Origin of the sequence: Mycobacterium sp. TY814, assembly GCF_030755175.1 — a bacterium.
Lineage (GTDB): Bacteria > Actinomycetota > Actinomycetes > Mycobacteriales > Mycobacteriaceae > Mycobacterium.
Genome location: NZ_JAUFRY010000003.1, coordinates 459,473 through 479,386 on the forward strand (window position 1 = coordinate 459,473; position 19,914 = coordinate 479,386).

A 19,914-nucleotide genomic window follows, 5' to 3' on the forward strand; every position below is an offset into this window, starting at 1 on the left:
CACTCCGAGATCCCGCATCGTGATTGCTAATCCTCGGACGAGGCGCATTCGCGATCGTTGATCGCGTCGCCCGTCACTCGGAGGTCCTTGGTGTCAACGAACACCAGCGACCCGTCGTCGAGGAGGACGGCCCAGCGACGACTTGCGTCGACGATATGAACGTCACCGATTCGGACGGCGTAGCCGGCGGTTTCGGCGAAATCCTCCACGATCGTCCCGTCGCGATCGCCATCGCTGCCGCGACAGACGAGGACACGTTGACCCGTCAGAAATTGACTATCGTCCATGGTTGTCAAATTTACTGTGCGATGCCCGGTCCCGTCTGCAGGATATGCGAGACGATTCGATTACACCTCTTGATTACCAACCCGGAGGTCGATAATTGACCAGACTTTACCTCTATCAGTGCTGAGGGCTCGGAGTATATCTTTCGAAATTGAGATAACCTTTAAGACGGATGCGCCGGCTGAGGACAACACCATTCCGGCTAGCCGGAAAGATGCCCGACAAAGATCGCACGGGCGCCGGACGATCCTTTCCGCGAGCTATCTCCCATTTCGCTCGACTAGCGGGGCTATCAACCTGGCAAGATCCGCTGCCACGTCCCGGCCGGGCTCGGGGGGCATGGAGATATAGCTCAGGCACAGCCTGGCGATCGCCCGGGTCACGACACCGGCGTCGTCGTCCGCGCCCACCGGCCAGGTCTGGTCGAACGCGATCAGCAGTCGCGTCGACGCCCGGCTGACGATGGGCGCGCTGTCCGTGGTGACGAGCTGCAGCAGGTCTGGTTTGGCAACGCCGGTCAATAGCGAGATCACCAGAGGGTCTGCCGCCGACTCGGTGAAGAATGCCCGGAAGGCATGCAAGAGGGCATCGTGGATATTGCCGCTCTTGGCGTCCAGAGCGGCCTTTACGGAGTCGACGAGCTGGTCAGCCAGTCGCAGCGCATAACCCTGCGCCAAGCCCTGGCGGGAGCCGAACTCGTTGTAGATGGTCTGCCGGCTGATCCCCGCCGAGCGCGCGACATCGGACAGCGTGATAGCGGACCAATCGCGGGTGAGCAGCAGCTGCCGCATCGCGTCCAGTATCGAATCGTGCAGAACAGGGGTGCTCCCGCGCCGCAATGCAGCGCCTGCATCAGAGAGTCTGATCACCGCGTCCCCCCGATGCCAGGTGCGGCAGGTGAGGCCCCGGCACCGGGCGGTTCTTGCACACCGGAATTTCCTACCCGCCAGCGAGTAGCAGATAATTCATACACTGGCGCCTCCTCGTCTTCCGTATCCACTTGGCCAGCTCACCCGAGGCGAATGGCAGAATACAAGCACGGTAGATAAATCGAACTAGGTCGGCGATGACGAACGGCCTTTGTTCGCGCTCGTCCACAATGTTTTCCCAGATCAACAGAATGCCTCGGTGATGTTGAGGACCGATCGTACAGCATGCAAACAACCCGGCGACTGAAGATTATCTTCGGTGTTTTAATTTGATCAGTTCCGGCACCATTAAGACGGAGCTGTCTTATCTTTGACGTAATGGTTTCGGCGGCCTGGTTGCCCGGTGGTGCCCGAAGTGAGGCCGGGCCCGGTGACTACGCGATCGACAGGACAATTCCGTCCAGGATGTCGTGTTCACTGACGACCAGCTCCGAAATACCGGTCTGCGAACGCAATTCCCGCGCCAATTCCTGAACCACGATCGCCCCGCCACCGATCACGTCGACGCGGCCCTCATGCATCGGTCCCAGCGCGGCCCGCTCCGCCCTGGTCATGGTGATCAGCCGGTCACACACCGCCATCAAATCGTCCAACGGCACCCGCGAAAGATGAATCACCGCAGGGTCATAGCGCGTCAGACCGTGCGCCAGCGCCGACAGCGTGGTCATTGTCCCGGCCAGCCCGACCCACGTCCGCGCCCCGGCCACCGGTACCGCGCGCAGCGCGACGTCGAGTCGCTCGCGGACCACCTCGCGGGCCGCCGCCACCTCGTCCGGCGCCGGCGGATCGGAATGCAGACACCGTTCGGTCAACCGGACACAACCGATGTCAGCCGAGTAGCTGGCCACGATGTCATCGGTCGCCTCACCGAGCACAATTTCCGTCGACCCCCCACCCAGGTCGACTACCACGAAAGGCGCATCCGCCCGGTCCAAGTCGCCGACCGCGCCGCGGAAGGACAGTGCGGCCTCCTCGGCGCCGGTGATCACTTCGGCGATCGACCCCGGAATCACGGCGCCCAGCACGTCGGCGGTCATTGCGAAGAAGACGTCACGATTAGCGGCGTCCCGAGTCGCCGATGTCGCGACCATCCGTACCCGCGAGACATCATGCGTCCGAAGCAATTCGGCATAGTCGACCAGCGCCGCGCGGGTCCGGGCAATCGCCTCGGGGGCGAACTCGCCGGTCGCGTCGACGCCCTGACCGAGCCGCACGATGCGCATCTCGCGATGCACGTCGTGCAGCCGCTCCCCCTCGACGTCGGCGATCAGCAATCGAATCGAGTTGGTACCACAGTCGATACCGGCGAGTCTCGTCACAGCCACTGCCTCCCGATCAATGCGGCCGCCGCACCGGACTCCGCGGCCAGCAGCGCCAGCGCCTCGTCGCCGAAGGGATTGAGACCCGGGCCCTTGGCGAGTGAGTGCGCAATCAGCACATGCAGGCATTTCACCCGGTCCGGCATACCGCCACCGGAGAAGGTGGTGCCCAACGACTCGATCGCGTCCCGCTCGGCCAGATAGGACTCGTGCGCGCGTCGGTATGCGGTGGCCAAATCCTGGCTGCGGCAGAGCCTTTCGGTCATATCCCGCATCAGTCCGGTCGTCTCCAATCGGCTCGCCGCCGCGGTGAGCACCGGGTGCGTCAGGTAGTACAACGTCGGAAACGGTGTGCCGTCGGGAAGTTTCGGCGCGGTCTTCACCACCCCCGGCTCACCGTCTGAGCAGCGGTAGGCGATCTCCAGCACACCACGAGGCTCGCGACCCAGCTGGCGGGCTACCGCCTCCAGGTCAGCCGGATCAACCACCGGGCGACGGCGGGTTGGGCGGTGCCGGCTCGGGAGCCGGCCCGGCCGCCGGCGGCAGGTGCGGCGCGTCGGCGATGGTGTGCCACAGCGAGGTGTACCAGGGCTCGTTCTTCGGAGCGCCACCCACTTCCGCGCCCGGCTGCGGGGTTGCCGCCGTGCCAGGCGGAAGCTGGACCTGGAACGGAATGTCTCCGGGCTTGACGAACCCGAGGCGCTCGCGCGCCTGCGCCGCGATATACGCGGGGTCTGCCAACTGGCCCTTGCGTTGTTCCAGATCCGCGATCTGGCGACGCAGCGCGGCCTCGGTCGCCGACAGTTGCGCCATCTCGGTGCGCTGGGAGAAGTACGTTCGCACCGGTCCGGCGATGGTCAGCGTCAGCACACACACGACCGCGGCCAGGATCGCGGCCCGCCGCGCCGTGAATCCCAGCCGCTGATCCGATCTCTGCTCAACGGATTCGGTAAATGACCGCTTGATCGGGTCCACGACGTGCTCGTGCAACGAGCCGGTGGAACGGCTTTCGTCGGGAGCCGTCTGCGCGGGCTTCGAGACGGGCCGCGAAACAGGACTGGCGTAGGACTTCGAGGCACCGCCCGAACGACGTGCCCGAGCCGAATCACCCGGCTTCCCCGGCCGGGAGGCCGGGGCACGCCGCTTCGGATCGGGCTTGGGAGACAAGCTACTTGGGGTCCTCTGCGTACCGCGGGAACGCCAGATCGCCGGCATAGCGGGCCGCGTCGCCGAGCGCCTCTTCGATCCGCAGCAGCTGGTTGTACTTGGCGACCCGCTCGCTGCGGGCCGGCGCGCCCGTCTTGATCTGGCCGCTGCCGACCGCCACCGCCAGGTCGGCGATGGTGGTGTCCTCGGTCTCGCCGCTGCGATGACTCATCATCGTGCGGTATCCGCTGTGGTGCGCCAGGGCAACCGCATCGAGCGTCTCGGTCAGCGTGCCGATCTGATTCACCTTGACCAGCAACGCATTTGCCGCACCGCGCTCGATGCCTTCTTCCAGGCGCTCGGGATTGGTGACGAACAGGTCGTCGCCGACGATCTGCACCCGGTCACCGATACCTGCCGTCAGGGCGGTCCAGCCGTCCCAATCGTCCTCGGACAGCGGGTCTTCGATGGACACCAGCGGATAGGAGTTGAGCAGTCCGGCGTAGAACTCGGTCATCTCGTCGGCGGTGCGGGTCGAACCCTCGAAGCTGTATCCGGTGCCGTCGGTGTAGAACTCGGTGGCCGCGACGTCCAGCGCCAGGGCGACGTCGACTCCGAGTTTGAAGCCTGCCGACTCGATGGCCCGGCTGATCAGGTCGAGCGCCGCGGTGGTTTCCGCCACATCCGGGGCGAATCCACCCTCGTCGCCCAATCCGGTGGACAGCCCCTCCTTCTTCAGCACCGACTTCAGCGCGTGGTACACCTCGGTGCCCCAGCGCAGCGACTCGCTGAAGCTGGGGGCGCCGATGGGCGCCACCATGAATTCCTGAACATCGACCCCGGTGTCGGCGTGCGCGCCGCCGTTGAGGATGTTCATCATCGGCACGGGCAGGATGTGGGCGTTCGGTCCGCCCAGGTACCGAAACAGCGGCAGAGCGGCACTGTCCGCCGCCGCCTTGGCCACGGCCAGCGAGATACCCAGGATCGCGTTGGCCCCCAGGCGGGACTTGTCGGGGGTGCCGTCGAGGTCCACCAGCGCCTGATCGACCAGCCGCTGGTCGTCGGCGTTGAGCCCGATGACGGCGGGTCCGATCTCGTCCAGTACCGCCTGAACGGCCTTCTTCACGCCTTTGCCGCCGTAGCGGTCGCCGCCGTCGCGCAGTTCGACCGCCTCGTGCTCGCCGGTCGACGCGCCCGAAGGCACCGCCGCACGCGCGAATGTTCCGTCGATCAGCGCGACCTCGACCTCGACGGTCGGGTTACCGCGGGAATCGAGGATCTCGCGGGCTCCGACCTGCTCGATAATCGGCACTGGGTTCTCCTTTGCGCTCGTGGCCCTGCTGCGGCCCCCGGCGGTACATCTTTCTACAGCGGATGCCCCGCCGCATAGGCGGTCGCCCAGTCCCGCACCGCCCGCGCGTAGACCCCGGAGTTGTTGTAAGCCCGCAACGCATTGATCCAGCCGCGCGGCGTTGCGAGATCCTTTCCGCGCCAACATAAATAGCCTGCGGCCGACAGTGCGGCGTCATCGATGTTATCCGGGCTGGCAGTGCCGTCGTTGTTTGCGTCGACGCCGTAGAGCCGCCACGTCTCCGAGATGAACTGCATCGGGCCCATCGCGCGCTCCACGCCGTTGTCGCCGTCGAGCAGGCCACCGTCGTTGTCCACAATGCGCAGGTTGCCACCGCTGCCGTCGAGCCGGACACCCCGGATGGGCGGCCTGACATCGCCGTTGGGCGCTATCGTGGCGCCGCGATAGGTGCCGTTATGGCTCTCCACCTGCCCGATTCCCGCCAGCGTCGTCCAGGCGATATGGCACTTCGGGTTCTCCACTTCGGCGACGCGCGCCGCGTAGGCGTAGGCCTCCAGCGCGACGACCGGCATCTCCAGGGCCGGAGCCCGCGCCTGCGCCCACTCCCGCAGTTGGTCGGCGGGGCGGCCGACGGCGTGGGTGTCCACGGGCGGCACCGGGTCCCCCGCCGGCGGCGGCACGCCCTCGGGGATGAACAGGCTGAGTTGCCACGTGCAACTGGACGCCAACAGCATCGCGGTCGCCCCTATCACGGCGACCGCGCGCAACCAGCGTCTCGGCGACACGAACTCTCCCTGTCGATCTCCCTATTGGGGGCATCTCACCCTTTTCGGCCTAGATCATCGTCCCATGAGTCGCGGCGGTACCCGGCTCGCCGAACCGCATAGCACACAACGCAGTAGCGGTCATCGACCCAGGAGCTGGCTGTTTGTGGAGGTTCTCTGAGTTGTCGCAAACCTGGCCGAAAACCCCTCAGCGGCGCCCTTTGCGCTTTTTGGGGCGCGACTCCTTCGGCGTTTCCGGCAGATCGCCGATGACATCCGAGTCCGATTCCACCGCGGGCGATTCAGGCTCCGGGTCCGCGATCGGCTCGCTCGACGGCCAGTGCGCCCGCCATTCCTCCTCGGTGACGAAGCCCAGTGGTGTCATGTCGAGTTCTTCGGCGATGCTGTCGCCGCGGCGGGTGGCGGCGATCGCCTTCTCGACACCGAGGACCACGTCCACGAAATCCAATACGGCTGCGCGCAGCGTGTTTTCCGCGTCGACGTCGGGTGAGAGCCTGACGGTGGTGAGCTGAGCGGGAATGAACTCTTCAGGCAGACCGGCCTGGCACACCCGCTGAATGACCTTCTGCGCCAGCGCCAATGCCGGCTGCCCGGTGTGAACGTCGTCCAGCACCGAGTTGCGCGACTTCTTCGACCGCTCCGACGCCTTGGCCTCCTCCCACTGGGCCAGCTGGTCCTGCAGCGAAATCTCCTCGCCCGCAAGCACGCCCGGCACCCGGTTGCCCAGTTTGCGCATCAGCGTGTCGGCAACGTCGTCGATGGTGAAGGGAAGCAACGCCGCATCCTCGGCGATGCGCGAATGGAAGAGCACCTGCAGCAGCAGGTCGCCGAGTTCCTCGCGGAGCTGGTCGACGTTGCCGCTGTGCACCGCGTCAAGCAGCTCGTAAGTCTCTTCCAGCAGATATCTGCGCAGCGAGTCGTGGGTTTGCTCGCTCTCCCACGGCCCGGCGGTGCGCAGCTTGTCCATCATCGCGACCGCGTCGATCAGACGCTCGCCGCGCTGACGTTCGGGGGCGGCGATCAAACGGGCGCCGGCGGCCAGCCGTGCGGTGACCGCCGGATGGTTGGGGTCCGACGACAGCAGCACCGGCGCGTCATCCCCGGTGTACGCGGGGTGCGCGTCGGGCAGCGACCAGGGCACCGCGATCGGCATCTCTTCGGTGTACTGCACGGGCCCGGACAGCAACTCGATGGCTTCCACCGGTACCAGCGCCGGACGGCGCGGGTCGACCAGAACGACAATCATCAGGCCCGTCGCTCCTTCACCGGCGTGTTCGTCATACCAACATCTTGCTGCGGTTTCCCGGCCAGCGCAGTCACCAAATCGGCGACCATCTGCACCAGCTCGACATCGCGGATGTGCCCGGCGCCGATCCCGCCCGCGCGCGGGATCGGAACCTGCACCGTCGACGTCGTCGCACGGTAGCGGCCGCCCGGGTACATCCGGGCCAGGCGAACCTGGGCGGAGTCCGGCAATGTCATAGGTGTCAGCCGCACCACCGCCGCCGAAGTCGCCGAGGTGGCGCTGACCTCGGTGATCCCGGACGCCTTGCACAGCAACCGCAGCCGCGCCACCGCCACCAGCCGTTCGGCGGGCTCGGGCAGCGGGCCATACCGGTCGATCAGCTCTTCAACGACAGCTTCGATGTCGTTGTCGCAGGTGGCGGAGGCCAGACGGCGGTAACCCTCCAGCCGGAGCCGGTCGCTCGCGATGTAGTCCGGCGGCAGGTGCGCATCGACCGGCAGGTCGATGCGCACATCCTTGGGCTCCTCGGCCGTGGTGACCGTCTGCCCGTCAGCGGCGGCCCGGTAGGCCTCCACCGCCTCGCCGACCAGCCGCACGTACAGGTCGAACCCGACACCGGCGACGTGGCCGGACTGCTCGACGCCGAGCACGTTGCCCGCCCCCCGGATCTCGAGGTCCTTGAGCGCGACCGCCATGCCGGCGCCCAGTTCGTTGTTCTGGGCGATCGTCGCCAACCGGTCGTAGGCCGTCTCGGTCAGCGGCGCATTCGGCGGGTACAGGAAGTAGGCGTAGCCGCGCTCCCGGCTGCGGCCCACCCGGCCACGCAACTGATGCAGCTGGGAGAGGCCGAACGTGTCGGCGCGTTCGACGATCAGGGTGTTGGCGTTGGAGATGTCCAGGCCGGTCTCCACGATCGTGGTGCACACCAGGATGTCGTATTCGCGGTTCCAGAACCCTTGCACGGTGCGTTCCAGCAGGTCTTCGGGCATCTGCCCGTGTGCGACCACCACCCGCGCCTCGGGCACCAGCTCCCGAACGTGGGCAGCGGCCCGGTCGATGGAGCTGACCCGGTTGTGCACGTAGAACACCTGCCCGTCGCGCAGCAGCTCCCGCCGCAGGGCCGCGGCGATCTGCTTGTCGTCGTGCGGGCCGACGTAGGTCAGCACCGGGTAGCGCTCTTCGGGTGGGGTCAGGATCGTCGACATCTCGCGGATGCCGGCCAGGCTCATCTCCAGCGTGCGCGGGATCGGGGTGGCGCTCATCGTCAGCACGTCGACGTGGCTGCGCAGCGCCTTGATGTGTTCCTTGTGCTCGACGCCGAAGCGCTGCTCCTCGTCGACGATCACCAGACCGAGGTCTTTCCAGCGCACCCCGGTCTGCAGCAGCCGGTGGGTGCCGATCACGATGTCGACCGATCCGTCGGCCATGCCCTCGACCACCTTGCGGGACTCGGCCGGGTCGGTGAACCGGGACAGCCCCTTGACCGTCACCGGGAAGCCGGCCATCCGGTCGGTGAAGGTCTGCAGATGCTGGTCGGCCAGCAGCGTGGTGGGCACCAGCACGGCGACCTGCTTGCCGTCCTGGACCGCCTTGAACGCCGCCCGCACGGCGATCTCGGTCTTGCCGTAGCCGACGTCGCCGCAGATCACCCGGTCCATCGGGACCGGCTTCTCCATGTCGGACTTGACCTCGGTGATCGCGGTCAGCTGGTCCATGGTCTCGGTGAAGCCGAACGCGTCCTCCATCTCGGCCTGCCACGGCGTGTCCGGGGCGAACGCGTGACCGGGGCTGGCCTGTCGTTTCGCGTAGAGCGCCACCAGCTCACCGGCGATCTCGCGGACGGCGCGGCGCGCTTTCGTCTTGGTGTTGGTCCAGTCGCTGCCGCCCAGTTTGCTCAGCGCGGGCGCCTGTCCGCCGACGTAGCGCGACAGCTGGTCGAGCGAGTCCATCGGGACGTACAGCTTGTCCGAGCCCCCGCCCCTCTTGGACGAGGCGTATTCGAGCACCAGGTACTCGCGGCGCGCACCGCCGACCGTGCGTTCCACCATCTCCACGAAGCGACCGATGCCGTGCTGGTCGTGGACCACCAGATCGCCGGCGGTCAGCGCCAGCGGGTCGACCGTGTTGCGCCGCTTGGCCGCCAGCCGTTTGCCCTCACCGGCCGTGGCCCGGCTGCCGGTCAGATCGGCCTCGGTGATGACGACCAGGTTGGCACCCGGGACGACGACGCCGTCGTGCAACGGCCCCCGCAGGACACCGACGACTCCGGGCTTGGGCGGCTGGCCGGGTTCCAGCATCGCCGCAGCGATATCGGACTCGGCCAGGCGCTCGACCATCCGGTGCGCGGTCCCGGTACCGGGCGCCACCATCGCGGCGTAACCGCCGGTGGACACATGCGCGCGCAGCATCGCGAAAATGCCGTCGATGTCGTGCTGGTGCCCCCGCGCCGACGGAGCGGACCGGATATCCAGTTCCAGCGCCGATTCGTCGGAAAGCTGGCTCAGCGTCCACCACGGATGTCCGGCGCGGCGGGCCGCCTCCTGAGCCTCGTCGAGTTCGGCGAAGCCGGACCCACCGAGTTGTTCGACATCGACCGGCGCATCGGTGCCCAGGGCCGCGACCGACCAGGACGCTTCCAGGAACTCCCGGCCGGTCTTGATCAGGTCGGCGGCCCGGGTGCGCACCTTCTCCGGGTCGCAGACCAGCACCGGAGTGCCGGCCGCCAGCTGATCGGTCAGCAGGGCGTGCGCCCCGTCCTCCGAGGGCTGCAACACCGACTGCAACGCCTCCATGCCGTCGACCGGGATGCCTTCGGCCAGCTTGGCCAGCATGTCGATGATGCTGCCGGTGACGGTGTTTTCCGATGCGGGATGGTGCCCGGCCAGCTCGGCCGCGCGGGCCCGGACATCGTCGGTCAGCAACAGCTCGCGACACGCGACCGCGACCAGCGTGTCGACGGCGATCTCGGGGATCGAGCGCTGGTCGGCGACCGAGAACATCCGCATCTCGGTGATCTCGTCACCCCAGAATTCGATCCGCACCGGGTGCTCGGCGGTCGGCGCGAAAATGTCCATGATGCCGCCCCGCACCGCGAATTCCCCGCGCCGCCCGACCATGTCGACTCGGGTGTAGGCCAGCTCGACGAGCCGTTGCGCGACCTCCTCGAACGGAATCTCGTCGCCGACCGTTAGGGCCAGCGGTTCCAGCCGGCCGAGTTGCGGCGCCATGGGTTGCAGCAGGGACCGGACGGCCGTCACCACGACCCGCAGCGGTGGGCCCAGACGGGCATCGTCGGGGTGGGCCAGCCGGCGCAGCACCATCATCCGGGTGCCGACGGTGTCGATGCCGGGCGAGAGCCGTTCGTGCGGAAGCGTTTCCCAGGACGGGAAGACCGCGACCGCGTCGCCGTAGACCCCACGTAATTCGGCGCTCAGGTCATCGGCTTCCCGGCCGGTCGCCGTGACCACCAGCAACGCCCCGTGCTCGGCCAGTGCACTGGCCACGAAGAGGCGCGCACTGGCGGGTCCGACCAGCGGCAGGTGTTCGGGTCGATCGGAGGCGCGCTCGATGAGCTGTTGAAATGTCGGCGCCGTGAGCGCCAATTCGACGAGCCCCGCGATCGGGGTATCTGGGCTTGCAGTCCCCGGTGCGGTCATGATGTGCACCATTCTAGGGCGCGGCACTTCGTCAATATTGCGCCCCGCTGCGTCAAGAAAGCGTAAGGAAAGACCCATTCGAGCCGGCATCGGCGCAGTTTGGAGGCATGACTCTGCTGCACATGCTGCCTTCGGCCGGCCGGGCAGCCCCGCGACTTCTGGGCCGTGCCATCGAGCCGATGACGGGTATTTGTGACGAAGCCGACTTCCGGCATCGCATCCGCCGCGACCATAAAGCGTTGCGGGGGGTCGAGATGGTTTATGCGGGCAGGTCACTGTCGACCGCGACGGTGGCCCGCTGGGTCCGCGAGGAAGGGCTCGGCGTCGACGTCTGCTCGTCCGGCGAACTGGCGGTCGCCCTGTCCGGCGGAATCGACCCCGGCCGCGTCATCCTGCACGTCAACGCGATGTCCCTGGACGAGCTAGGTGGCGCGGTGGCCGCCGGGGTGGGCCGCATCGTTGTCGACGACCCGCTGGAGGTCGGTTACCTGGCCGGTCTGGTCCGCCACCAGCGGGTGCTCATCGAGGTCATTCCGGACGTCGACATCCACGGGAACCGCAGTGCCGGCATCTGCGACCAGGAGTTCGGGTTCACGGTCGGTGGCGATCACGCCGCCGACGCCGTGCGGTGGGTGCTCGCGCACCGCACTCTCGACCTGGTCGGCGTGCACTGCCATATCGCCGACCCCTCCAGGTGTGGCGAAGCGATCCGGCGGATGATCGCCGTACTGGCCGACGTCCGCGCCCACCACAGCGTCATCCTCACCGAACTGAGCCTCAGCGGCCTCGGCAGCGGTGATGCCCGCGACCTGGCCGTTGTGATCGAGGACGCACTCGACGAAGGCTGTGCGGCCGAGCATTTCCCCCGGCCCGCCGTCGTCGTCGAGGTACCGGCCGGTGACTACCAGGGCATCGTGGCCCAGGAGTAGAAGGCTCCGGTGCCCACGTCGTGCACTCCGTAGGAGTCCCAGTAGTAGTCGTGGCAGACGCTGCCGTCCCACGGCACCGGCCGTCCCGCCGGGTTGGGGTCGCCCGGGCACCAGGTGGTGCAGGCCTGCAACCGCGGGCAGTTGCCTTGGTCGGCGTGAGCGGGGGGCGACAGCGTCAGGCCCACCGATACCAGCAGTGTGATCGCGAGGCCGGTGATGCCGTTGGACAGCGCGGGGAACAGGGAACGCATGATGAGCCTTTCGTTCGGGTTGGTGCACAAGTGCACACGGCTCGGGCTGCTACCGATCACAACAACAGGCGCTTGCGAAGTTCTTGCATGCGTGCGCAGGGGCTACTCGTCCTGCAACTGCGGGTCGGCTTCCAGATGGGTGAGGCCGTTCCACATCAAATTGACCAGGTGCGCGGCCACAACTTCCTTTTTGGGTTCGCGGGTGTCCAGCCACCACTGAGCCGTCATCGAGACCGAGCCCACCAGCGCCTGGGCGTACAGCGGCGCCAGGTCGGGGTCGAGCCCGCGGCGCGCGAAATCGCCGGCGAGGATGGAGCTGACCTGGCTGACGGCGTCGTTGAGCAGGCTGGAGTAGGTGCCCGAATTGATCGCGGCCGGGGAGTCGCGGATCATGATGCGGAAGCCGTCGGTGCGTTCCTCGACGTAGGTGAGCAACGCCAGCGCCACCCGCTCGACCCGGACCCGGGACCGGTTGTTGGTCAGCGACGAGGTGATGCCGTCCAGCAGGGCCGACATCTCCCGGTCCACCACGACGGCGTAGAGGCCTTCCTTGCCGCCGAAATGCTCGTATACGACCGGTTTGGATACGTTGGCCCGCTGGGCGATCTCCTCGATCGAGGTGCCCTCGTAGCCGCGTTCGGCGAACAGCGACCGGGCGATGCCGATGAGTTGGCGCCTGCGCTCGCTGCCGGTCATCCGGGCGCGCGGAGTACGTGGTTCAGCCACGCGATCAGGGTATCGGGGTACCGAGTGTGCACCAGCCGCTTTGCCTGTGCGTCTACCGTGGTCGAGCCGCGATCCGGCGACAGTGGACGCACACTCAGAGCGGTAGCCGCAGACTCGACTAAAGTCTCAGGAGCAATCCGTCGTGGTGTAATCGGCAGCACCTCTGATTTTGGTTCAGATAGTTCAGGTTCGAGTCCTGGCGACGGAGCTCTGACTGGGCTTCCCCCACTTCCAACCCACTTCCAGCCGGCTTTCCCGGCGCGTATTTTTGCCCCGAGCCTCATATGAATGTCACTCTTGACGGCGTGTCAGCGCACCAAGAGGGCACGGCGGGCACTGCAAGACGTGAGGAGAGTCGATGACGTTTCGAGGTGACACCGCGGTTCTGGTCCTGGCGGCCGGGCCCGGCACCCGGATGCGGTCCGACACCCCCAAAGTGCTGCACGCGCTGGGCGGACGCAGCATGCTGTCGCACTCGCTGCACGCAATGACCAAGCTCGCGCCGCAGCATCTCGTCGTCGTGCTGGGCCATGACCATGAGCGCATCTCGCCGCTGGTCGCCGAGCTGGCCGACAGCCTGGGCCGCACCATCGACGTGGCGCTGCAGGACAAACCGCAGGGCACCGGCCACGCGGTGCTGTGCGGCCTGTCCGCGCTGCCGCAGGACTACGCGGGCATCGTCGTCGTCGCCGCGGGTGACACCCCGTTGCTCGACGCCGACACCCTGGCCGACCTGATCGCCACGCACAGATCGGCCGGTGCGGCCGTCACGGTGCTCACCACCACGCTGGACGACCCGCACGGCTACGGCCGCATCCTGCGCACCCAGGACAACGAAGTGATGGCGATCGTCGAGCAGACCGACGCGACGCCGTCCCAGCGCGGGATCCGCGAGGTCAACACCGGCGTCTACGCCTTCGACATCGCGGCACTGAAGTCCGCGCTGAGCCGGCTGAGCTCCAACAACGCCCAGCAGGAGCTCTACCTCACCGACGTCATCGCCATCCTGCGCCGCGACGGTCACACCGTCAGTGCCCAGCACATCGACGACAGCGCCGTGGTCGCGGGCGTCAACAACCGGGTCCAGCTCGCCGAGCTGGGCGCGGAGCTCAACCGCCGGATCGTGGCCGCCCATCAGTTGGCCGGCGTCACCGTCATCGACCCGGCGACGACCTGGATCGACGTGGACGTAACCATCGGCCGCGACACCGTCATCCACCCGGGCACCCAGCTGCTCGGACGCACCCAGATCGGCGGCCACTGCAGCATCGGGCCCGACACGACGCTCGCCGACGTCAGCGTCGGCGACAAGGCCACCGTGTGCCGCACGCACGGCAGTTCCGCGACCGTCGGCGGCGGCGCCACGGTCGGTCCCTTCACGTTCCTGCGGCCGGGGACGGTGCTGGGCGCCGAGGGGAAGCTCGGCGCATTCGTCGAGACCAAGAACGCGACGATCGGCGCCGGGACCAAGGTGCCGCACCTGACCTACGTCGGCGACGCCGACATCGGCGAACACAGCAACATCGGTGCGTCCAGCGTGTTCGTCAACTACGACGGCACCAGCAAGAGCCGCACCACGATCGGTTCGCACGTGCGCACCGGCTCGGACACCATGTTCGTCGCACCGGTAACCGTGGGTGACGGCGCCTACACCGGCGCGGGAACCGTCGTCCGCGAAGACGTCCCACCGGGTGCGCTGGCGGTGTCGGCGGGTCCGCAGCGCAACATCGAGCACTGGGTGCAGCGCAAGCGGCCCGGCACGGCGGCCGCCGAGGCCGCTGATCGGGCCATCCGCAACTCCGAAACCGGCGAGACACCGTGATTTCGTTTTTCGGTAACCCGGCTACGATGGGGCGTTCCTTTTCATTCGATCCCGACACGGCGAGGGCAGCCCGGTGAGCCACGACTGGACCGATAACCGCAAAAATCTGATGCTCTTCAGCGGCCGGGCCCACCCGGAGCTGGCGGAGCAGGTCGCCAAAGAACTCGACGTGCACGTCACCGCTCAGACGGCCCGGGATTTCGCCAACGGCGAGATCTTCGTGCGCTTCCAGGAGTCGGTGCGCGGATGCGACGCGTTCGTGTTGCAGTCCTGCCCGATGCCGGTGAACCAGTGGCTGATGGAACAGCTCATCATGATCGACGCGCTCAAGCGGGGCAGCGCCAAGCGGATCACCGCGGTCATGCCGTTCTACCCCTACGCCCGCCAGGACAAGAAGCACCGCGGCCGCGAACCGATCTCGGCGCGTCTGGTCGCCGACCTGCTCAAGACGGCCGGGGCCGACCGGATCGTGACCGTCGACCTGCACACCGATCAGATTCAGGGCTTCTTCGACGGACCCGTGGACCACATGCGCGGGCAGAACCTGCTCACCGGTTACATCCGGGACAACTATCCCGACGGCAACATGGTCGTCGTCTCCCCCGACTCCGGCCGGGTGCGCATCGCCGAGAAGTGGGCCGACGCCCTGGGCGGCGTACCGCTGGCCTTCATCCACAAGACGCGCGACCCGCGGGTGCCCAATCAGGTGGTGTCCAATCGGGTGGTCGGCGAGGTCGCCGGTCGCACCTGCGTGCTGATCGATGACATGATCGACACCGGTGGAACGATCGCCGGCGCGGTCAAGCTGTTGCATGACGACGGAGCCAAGGACGTGATCATCGCGGCGACCCACGGCGTGCTGTCCGACCCGGCGGCCGAGCGGCTGGCCTCGTGCGGCGCCCGCGAGGTGATCGTGACCAACACCCTGCCCATCGGCGAGGAGAAGCGGTTTCCGCAACTGACCGTGCTGTCCATCGCGCCGCTGCTGGCCAGCACGATCCGTGCGGTCTTTGAAAACGGCTCAGTCACAGGACTGTTCGACGGGGACGCCTAGATGACGGGCAAGGGGGGCAAGACCGTCATCTACCACAACCCCAAATGCAGCACGTCGCGCAAGACGCTGGATTTGTTGCGGGACAACGGCATCGAGCCTGAGGTCATTCAGTACCTGAAGACGCCGCCGTCGCGGGCCGAGCTGGTGCGGTTGATCCGCGACGCGGGCATCGAGGTGCGAGCGGCCGTGCGCAAACGCGAGTCGCTCTACTCCGAACTCAACCTGGCCGACGCCGGTGACGACGAATTGCTGGACGCCATGGCCGAACACCCCATCCTGATCGAACGCCCGTTCGTGGTCACTCCGAAGGGCACCCGGTTGGCCCGGCCGATCGACACGGTACGCGAGATTCTGTGACGCGCCGGCTTATTCGCATGTGTGCGACCGCCGCCGGGGTGGCCGCACTGACCTTGACGGCCGGGTGCGGCCCGAAAACAGCCGACTACCAGTCGATCTGGACAACGCCGTCATCGGCAACCAGCGCCTCAGCAACCCCCACCGAGCCTCCGGTACCGCTGTCGAAATATCTGGAAGGCGAAGGGGTGCAGGGTGACCCGGTGCTGCCGAGTGAGCTGACCGACATGGTCGTCTCGATCCCGACACCGCCGGGCTGGAAACCTCGCGCAGTCGACTCCAAGACCAGCCCGAAAGCGGTGATGATCTCCAAGGGCGACAGCTATCCCGCGGCGATGCTGGTGGTGTTCAAACTGCGTGGCGAATTCAAACCCACCGAAGCGATCAAGCACGCCAACGCCGACCTGCCGGACAGCTTTCACCAACTCGACGCCTCGACCGCCGACTTCAACGGCTTTCCCTCGTCGATGGTCCAGGGCACCTATGAACTCAAGGGCGCGCGGATGCGCAGCTGGAACAGGGTGGTGTTGCCCACCGGACCGGCGCCGAACAATCAGCGGTATTTGGTTCAGCTGATCATCACCAGCCTGGCCGAACAGGCCGTCACGGAAAGCAACGACGTCGAGGCGATCATCCGGGGGTTCGTGGTCGCCCGCAAGTGAGCGCGAGCAGACGCGAAATCGCCTATTTGGGCCTGGAAATGGGCGACTTTGCGACTGCTCGCCAACAAGTTGGCGAGCTCAGCTGTGCCGCAGCACTTCCCTGGACAGTTCCACCCGCGAGGATAAGCCGAGCTTGGCGTAGGCGTGCCTGAGATGGCTCTGCACCGTCCGCGGCGAGATGAACAACCGCGCGCCGATGTCCTTATTGCCCAGACCTTCTGCAACCAAGCGCGCCACATCGAGTTCCATCGGAGTCAGCGCTCCCCAGCCACTTGTGGGACGCTTCCGTTCACCGCGGCCCCGCTGCGCGTATGCGATTGCTTCTTCGATGGACAGCGCGGCACCTTCGGCCCATACCTGCTCGAATACGCTGTCGCCCAACGCCTCACGGGTGGTATCGACCGCAGCTTGGTAGCCGGCCTGATACATCGGAAAACGAGTGTGCTCCTTGCGTTGCCGGACGCCGTGCGCCGCGCCCAACAGACGAGCCGCATAGGCGATATTTCCCTCGTCGGCCGCAAGTCGGGCCAGGCATTCCAACATGTCGGCCACCTTCATGTATCCCTGCGTCCGGGCGGCCAGGGTCAACGCGTCGTGAGCATCGCGCTCGGCCTGCTCGGGCTCGCTCTGGGCAAGCGCGATGAACGCGCGCACGGTCAGCGCAGTCATCTTGAAAATGCCCGGCACCATGGCGACGCACTCGTCGGCCCACTGCCGTGCGGCGACGAAATCACCGCACGCGAGGAGCGCTTCTGCCAGCGGTGCGACGCTGCGGGTAAACGCTTCGCGGTCGGGAACGGTGTGCCGCAGGGCTTCCCGGGCTGCCAGGATGGCCGCCTTGGCGTCACCACCGGCAAGGGCGGCGTTGGCGAACGCCCCGTTCACCGTGTCCTCGGTCATCCCACCCACACTGTCCGACGCGGCCAGCGCAACTTGCGCGGCGGAGTGTGCGGCGGCCACCTGTCCCCGGAACGCGAGGGTTCCGCTGAGGCAGACTTGCCCGAAGATTGTGGCGGACGGATCGGCGGCCGCTTCGGCCTCCGCGACCACGCAGCGAAGAATCTCGCTGGCCGGGGCCAGGTCTCCGTGGAACCACAAGCCGCATCCCAGCCAGGCCCGATTGTTCCGCGAGAAGAAGCCGTCGCCCAGGGCGTCGGCGAGATCACGTCCCGCTTCGGCCGCCGCGATCGCCGCCAGAGGTTCGCCGGCGACAACAGCCGCGGTGGCCTGGTAGCTGAAAAGCGGCAACAGGCTCCACTCTTCGCCTGCGGCACGGGCCAGATCGATCGCTTCGGTGAAGTAATTCTGTGCGACCTCGGCGTTGTAAAAGGTCGCAATACCGCACGCACCGAGCGCACGGGCAATCAGCGCCGCGTCGTCGACGTTGCGTGCTACCTCCAGTGCCTCGTAGGCGAGGTCAGTGTGGCCGTAGGCGCCCGCCCACCCTGCGATCGTGCACTGGTCGGCAATCGCGCGCACCCAGACACTCGGCGCAATCTCCTCGGGCCGCCGCTCGGTCAGGACTGCGTCGAACGCCGCCAGTGCCTCTCGGAAAACTCCTGTGCGCAACCAGAATTCCTGCAATGCCGACGCCAGACGCAATGCCGACTCGCGGTCGGAACTGTCCAGGCTCCATGCGAATGCCGCGCGCAGGTTGTCACTTTCAGCGCGCGCCCAAGCCAGTAACCGCTCCACGCCGGCCAGGCCCTGCGACGCCAATTCCGTTGCCGTTGTTGTGTAATAGTCACGGTGCCGGGTGCGCGTCTGTTCGGCCTCGCCTGACTCGCCGAGTTTTTCCTGCGCGTACTGACGCACCGTCTCCAGCAATGTGTAGCGCATGCCTGAGTCGGTATCGGTGCCGGTTTCGAAGGCGACCACCAGCGATTTGTCGACCAACAGGCTGAGCTGGTCCAGAAGTTGGTAGCTCTCCATCTCGCTGCAGGCACCGATCGCTTGAGCCGCCTCGAGATCGAATCCTCCGGTGAAAACGGCAAGGCGCCGAAACAAGACCCGCTCGGGCTCGGTCAGCAAAGCGTGCGACCAGTCCACCGATGCACGCAGTGTCTGCTGTCGCCGCACCGCCGTGCGCGCACCGCCCGTCAGCAACCGGAACCTGTCATGCAAGGAGCTGCCGATCTGTTGCAATGACAATGCCCGGATGCGTGCCGCGGCAAGTTCGATCGCCAGGGGCATGCCGTCAAGCCGCTCGCAAATATCTTGCACCAGCGCCGTATTCGATTCATTGACAACAAATTCCGCACGAGCTTGACGAGCGCGTTCAGCGAACAACTCGACGGCCTCGTCGGCGAGCGAGAGTGACGGCACGCGCCAGGTCAGTTCACCGGGCACACCGAGCGGCTCCCGGCTGGTGGACAGCATCGTCAATCGCGGGCAGGATCCCAGCAATTCCACCACCAGGTCTCCGCAGGCATCGAGGAGATGTTCGCAATTGTCCAACACCAGCAACATGGTTTTTTCGCCGACAAAGCGCACCAGCAGCTCCATCGTGGAGCGTCCGGGCTGATCGGGCAGCCCCAGGGTCCGCGCGACGGTCAACGGCGCGACGGCGGCGTTCGTGATCGGCGCCAGATCCACATACCAAATGCCGTCCGGGAATTCGGAACTCAGCAGCGAGGAGACCTCGACGGCCAGACGCGTCTTCCCGACGCCGCCGGCGCCGGTCAGCGTCACCAACCTGTCGCCGATGACCAGCTGCCGCACTTCCGACACTTGCGACTGGCGCCCGACGAAACTGGTCAGCTGTACCGGGAGATTGTGCGACGCAACCTCCGTGCGAACCCGCAGTGGCGGAAACTCGTTGCGTAGGTCCGGATGGCACAGTTGGGCCACCCGCTCCGGTCGCGGCACACCCCGCAACGGATAACTACCGAGGTCTATCAGCCACGCCGCCTCGGGCAACCGGTCTACCACGAGTGACTCGGTCACCCCGGACATCACCGTCTGACCGCCGTGGGCCAGATCGCGGATTCGGGCCGTTCGGTTGATCGTCGGCCCCGCGTAATTGCCCTCATCGCGCAGCTGAATCTCACCGGTGTGCAACCCTATTCGAATCCGGATCGGTGCCAACGGCGCCCGCTGCAGCGCCGAGGCACACGCCACCGCATCCGACGCCCGCGCGAAAGCGGCAACGAAGCTGTCACCCTCACCCTGCTCGACCGGACGCACGCCGTCATACGCGGCGACGGTCTCGTCCACCGTTCGGTTCAGCAGTCCCAACGCAGCCGTCATCTGTTCAGGCTGCGATTCCCACAACGCCGTCGAGCCTTCGACGTCGGCCAGCAGCAACGTCACCGTCCCCGTGGGCAGCAACTCGCTCACACTTAACTCACCCCAGGTCAGCGCCGGCATCTCTGCGTGTTGGCTCATGGTAACCAGCATCGCGCCCGTTGGCGCCCACAACATCCGCCAATAGGCGCA

General features: G+C 66.8%; 16 protein-coding genes, 1 tRNA gene and 1 pseudogene. 6 read left to right on the plus strand and 12 right to left on the minus strand.

Going from position 1 to position 19,914, the window contains the following annotated elements:
* Positions 1 to 26: 26 nt before the first annotated feature.
* The 9 genes from QXH22_RS23365 to mfd all read right to left on the minus strand — a co-directional run bounded on the left by QXH22_RS23365 (position 27) and on the right by mfd (position 10,678).
* A complete protein-coding gene (locus tag QXH22_RS23365; RefSeq protein ID WP_306246464.1) occupies positions 27 to 287 on the minus strand; it encodes a hypothetical protein in 261 nt (86 codons plus the stop codon).
* A gap of 258 nt (positions 288 to 545) precedes the next feature.
* Positions 546 to 1,076 carry a TetR family transcriptional regulator gene (locus QXH22_RS23370; protein WP_306277154.1) on the minus strand — a complete coding sequence of 177 codons (531 nt, stop codon included), beginning with the start codon at positions 1,074 to 1,076 and terminating at the stop codon, positions 546 to 548.
* A 512-nt stretch (positions 1,077 to 1,588) separates the two neighbouring features.
* Positions 1,589 to 2,539, minus strand: coding sequence for a Ppx/GppA phosphatase family protein (locus QXH22_RS23375; RefSeq protein ID WP_306277155.1), 951 nt, complete (start codon positions 2,537 to 2,539; stop codon positions 1,589 to 1,591).
* On the minus strand, positions 2,530 to 3,021 hold the full coding sequence (locus tag QXH22_RS23380) for a DUF501 domain-containing protein (RefSeq protein WP_306277156.1): 492 nt from the start codon (positions 3,019 to 3,021) through the stop codon (positions 2,530 to 2,532). The genes QXH22_RS23375 and QXH22_RS23380 overlap by 10 nt, the downstream gene beginning before the upstream one ends.
* Positions 3,014 to 3,700, minus strand: coding sequence for a septum formation initiator family protein (locus QXH22_RS23385; protein ID WP_371934299.1), 687 nt, complete (start codon positions 3,698 to 3,700; stop codon positions 3,014 to 3,016). Before QXH22_RS23385 ends, QXH22_RS23380 begins: the two co-directional genes overlap by 8 nt.
* Position 3,701: 1 nt before the next feature.
* On the minus strand, positions 3,702 to 4,991 hold the full coding sequence (gene eno / locus QXH22_RS23390; protein ID WP_306277158.1) for a phosphopyruvate hydratase: 1,290 nt from the start codon (positions 4,989 to 4,991) through the stop codon (positions 3,702 to 3,704).
* 53 nt (positions 4,992 to 5,044) lie between these two features.
* A complete protein-coding gene (locus QXH22_RS23395) occupies positions 5,045 to 5,776 on the minus strand; it encodes a lytic transglycosylase domain-containing protein (protein WP_306245748.1) in 732 nt (243 codons plus the stop codon).
* A gap of 187 nt (positions 5,777 to 5,963) precedes the next feature.
* On the minus strand, positions 5,964 to 7,022 hold the full coding sequence (locus tag QXH22_RS23400) for a nucleoside triphosphate pyrophosphohydrolase (RefSeq protein ID WP_306245749.1): 1,059 nt from the start codon (positions 7,020 to 7,022) through the stop codon (positions 5,964 to 5,966).
* Positions 7,022 to 10,678 (minus strand): transcription-repair coupling factor, encoded by a 3,657-nt coding sequence (gene mfd / locus QXH22_RS23405; RefSeq protein ID WP_306277159.1) that lies wholly within the window; start codon positions 10,676 to 10,678, stop codon positions 7,022 to 7,024. Before mfd ends, QXH22_RS23400 begins: the two co-directional genes overlap by 1 nt.
* Before the next feature lie 107 nt (positions 10,679 to 10,785).
* On the opposite strand from mfd, the pseudogene QXH22_RS23410 reads away from it, so the two are divergent.
* Positions 10,786 to 11,565 (plus strand): annotated as a pseudogene (locus tag QXH22_RS23410) (diaminopimelate decarboxylase); the annotation flags it as partial.
* A gap of 14 nt (positions 11,566 to 11,579) precedes the next feature.
* Here the strand turns inward: QXH22_RS23410 and QXH22_RS23415 are convergent.
* Together QXH22_RS23415 and QXH22_RS23420 are read right to left on the minus strand one after the other, a co-directional pair.
* Complete coding sequence (locus QXH22_RS23415; RefSeq protein WP_306245751.1) at positions 11,580 to 11,858, minus strand: hypothetical protein; 279 nt, start codon at positions 11,856 to 11,858, stop codon at positions 11,580 to 11,582.
* Positions 11,859 to 11,960: 102 nt separating this feature from the next.
* Complete coding sequence (locus QXH22_RS23420) at positions 11,961 to 12,554, minus strand: TetR/AcrR family transcriptional regulator (protein ID WP_306246466.1); 594 nt, start codon at positions 12,552 to 12,554, stop codon at positions 11,961 to 11,963.
* Between the two features lie 166 nt (positions 12,555 to 12,720).
* Between QXH22_RS23420 and QXH22_RS23425 the strand changes: the two genes are divergently transcribed.
* From QXH22_RS23425 to QXH22_RS23445, 5 genes are all read left to right on the plus strand, one after another.
* Positions 12,721 to 12,792: transfer RNA gene (locus QXH22_RS23425), tRNA-Gln, on the plus strand.
* A 150-nt stretch (positions 12,793 to 12,942) separates the two neighbouring features.
* Positions 12,943 to 14,406, plus strand: a complete 1,464-nt coding sequence (gene glmU, locus QXH22_RS23430) for a bifunctional UDP-N-acetylglucosamine diphosphorylase/glucosamine-1-phosphate N-acetyltransferase GlmU (protein WP_306277160.1) — start codon at positions 12,943 to 12,945, stop codon at positions 14,404 to 14,406.
* A 73-nt stretch (positions 14,407 to 14,479) separates the two neighbouring features.
* Positions 14,480 to 15,460: a ribose-phosphate diphosphokinase gene (locus QXH22_RS23435; protein ID WP_306245753.1), complete on the plus strand. Its 981-nt coding sequence runs from the start codon at positions 14,480 to 14,482 to the stop codon at positions 15,458 to 15,460.
* Positions 15,461 to 15,817 (plus strand): arsenate reductase (glutaredoxin), encoded by a 357-nt coding sequence (gene arsC / locus QXH22_RS23440; protein WP_306245754.1) that lies wholly within the window; start codon positions 15,461 to 15,463, stop codon positions 15,815 to 15,817. It begins immediately after the preceding gene.
* A 17-nt stretch (positions 15,818 to 15,834) separates the two neighbouring features.
* Entirely contained in the window at positions 15,835 to 16,476 is a 642-nt protein-coding gene (locus QXH22_RS23445) for an LpqN/LpqT family lipoprotein (protein WP_306277161.1), read from the plus strand.
* 78 nt (positions 16,477 to 16,554) lie between these two features.
* Here QXH22_RS23445 and QXH22_RS23450 read toward each other — a convergent pair whose 3' ends face one another.
* Positions 16,555 to 19,875, minus strand: a complete 3,321-nt coding sequence (locus QXH22_RS23450; RefSeq protein WP_306277162.1) for a LuxR family transcriptional regulator — start codon at positions 19,873 to 19,875, stop codon at positions 16,555 to 16,557.
* Positions 19,876 to 19,914: the final 39 nt, after the last annotated feature.

Coding starts and splice junctions, on each gene's coding strand:
- QXH22_RS23370 (WP_306277154.1), bottom strand. CDS start 1,076: ATGCGGCAGCTGCTGCTCACCCGCGATTGGTCCGCTATCACGCTGTCC.
- QXH22_RS23450 (WP_306277162.1), bottom strand. CDS start 19,875: ATGCTGGTTACCATGAGCCAACACGCAGAGATGCCGGCGCTGACCTGG.
- QXH22_RS23445 (WP_306277161.1), top strand. CDS start 15,835: ATGTGTGCGACCGCCGCCGGGGTGGCCGCACTGACCTTGACGGCCGGG.
- arsC (WP_306245754.1), top strand. CDS start 15,461: ATGACGGGCAAGGGGGGCAAGACCGTCATCTACCACAACCCCAAATGC.
- glmU (WP_306277160.1), top strand. CDS start 12,943: ATGACGTTTCGAGGTGACACCGCGGTTCTGGTCCTGGCGGCCGGGCCC.
- QXH22_RS23420 (WP_306246466.1), bottom strand. CDS start 12,554: ATGACCGGCAGCGAGCGCAGGCGCCAACTCATCGGCATCGCCCGGTCG.
- mfd (WP_306277159.1), bottom strand. CDS start 10,678: ATGACCGCACCGGGGACTGCAAGCCCAGATACCCCGATCGCGGGGCTC.
- QXH22_RS23400 (WP_306245749.1), bottom strand. CDS start 7,022: ATGATTGTCGTTCTGGTCGACCCGCGCCGTCCGGCGCTGGTACCGGTG.
- QXH22_RS23365 (WP_306246464.1), bottom strand. CDS start 287: ATGGACGATAGTCAATTTCTGACGGGTCAACGTGTCCTCGTCTGTCGC.
- QXH22_RS23415 (WP_306245751.1), bottom strand. CDS start 11,858: ATGCGTTCCCTGTTCCCCGCGCTGTCCAACGGCATCACCGGCCTCGCG.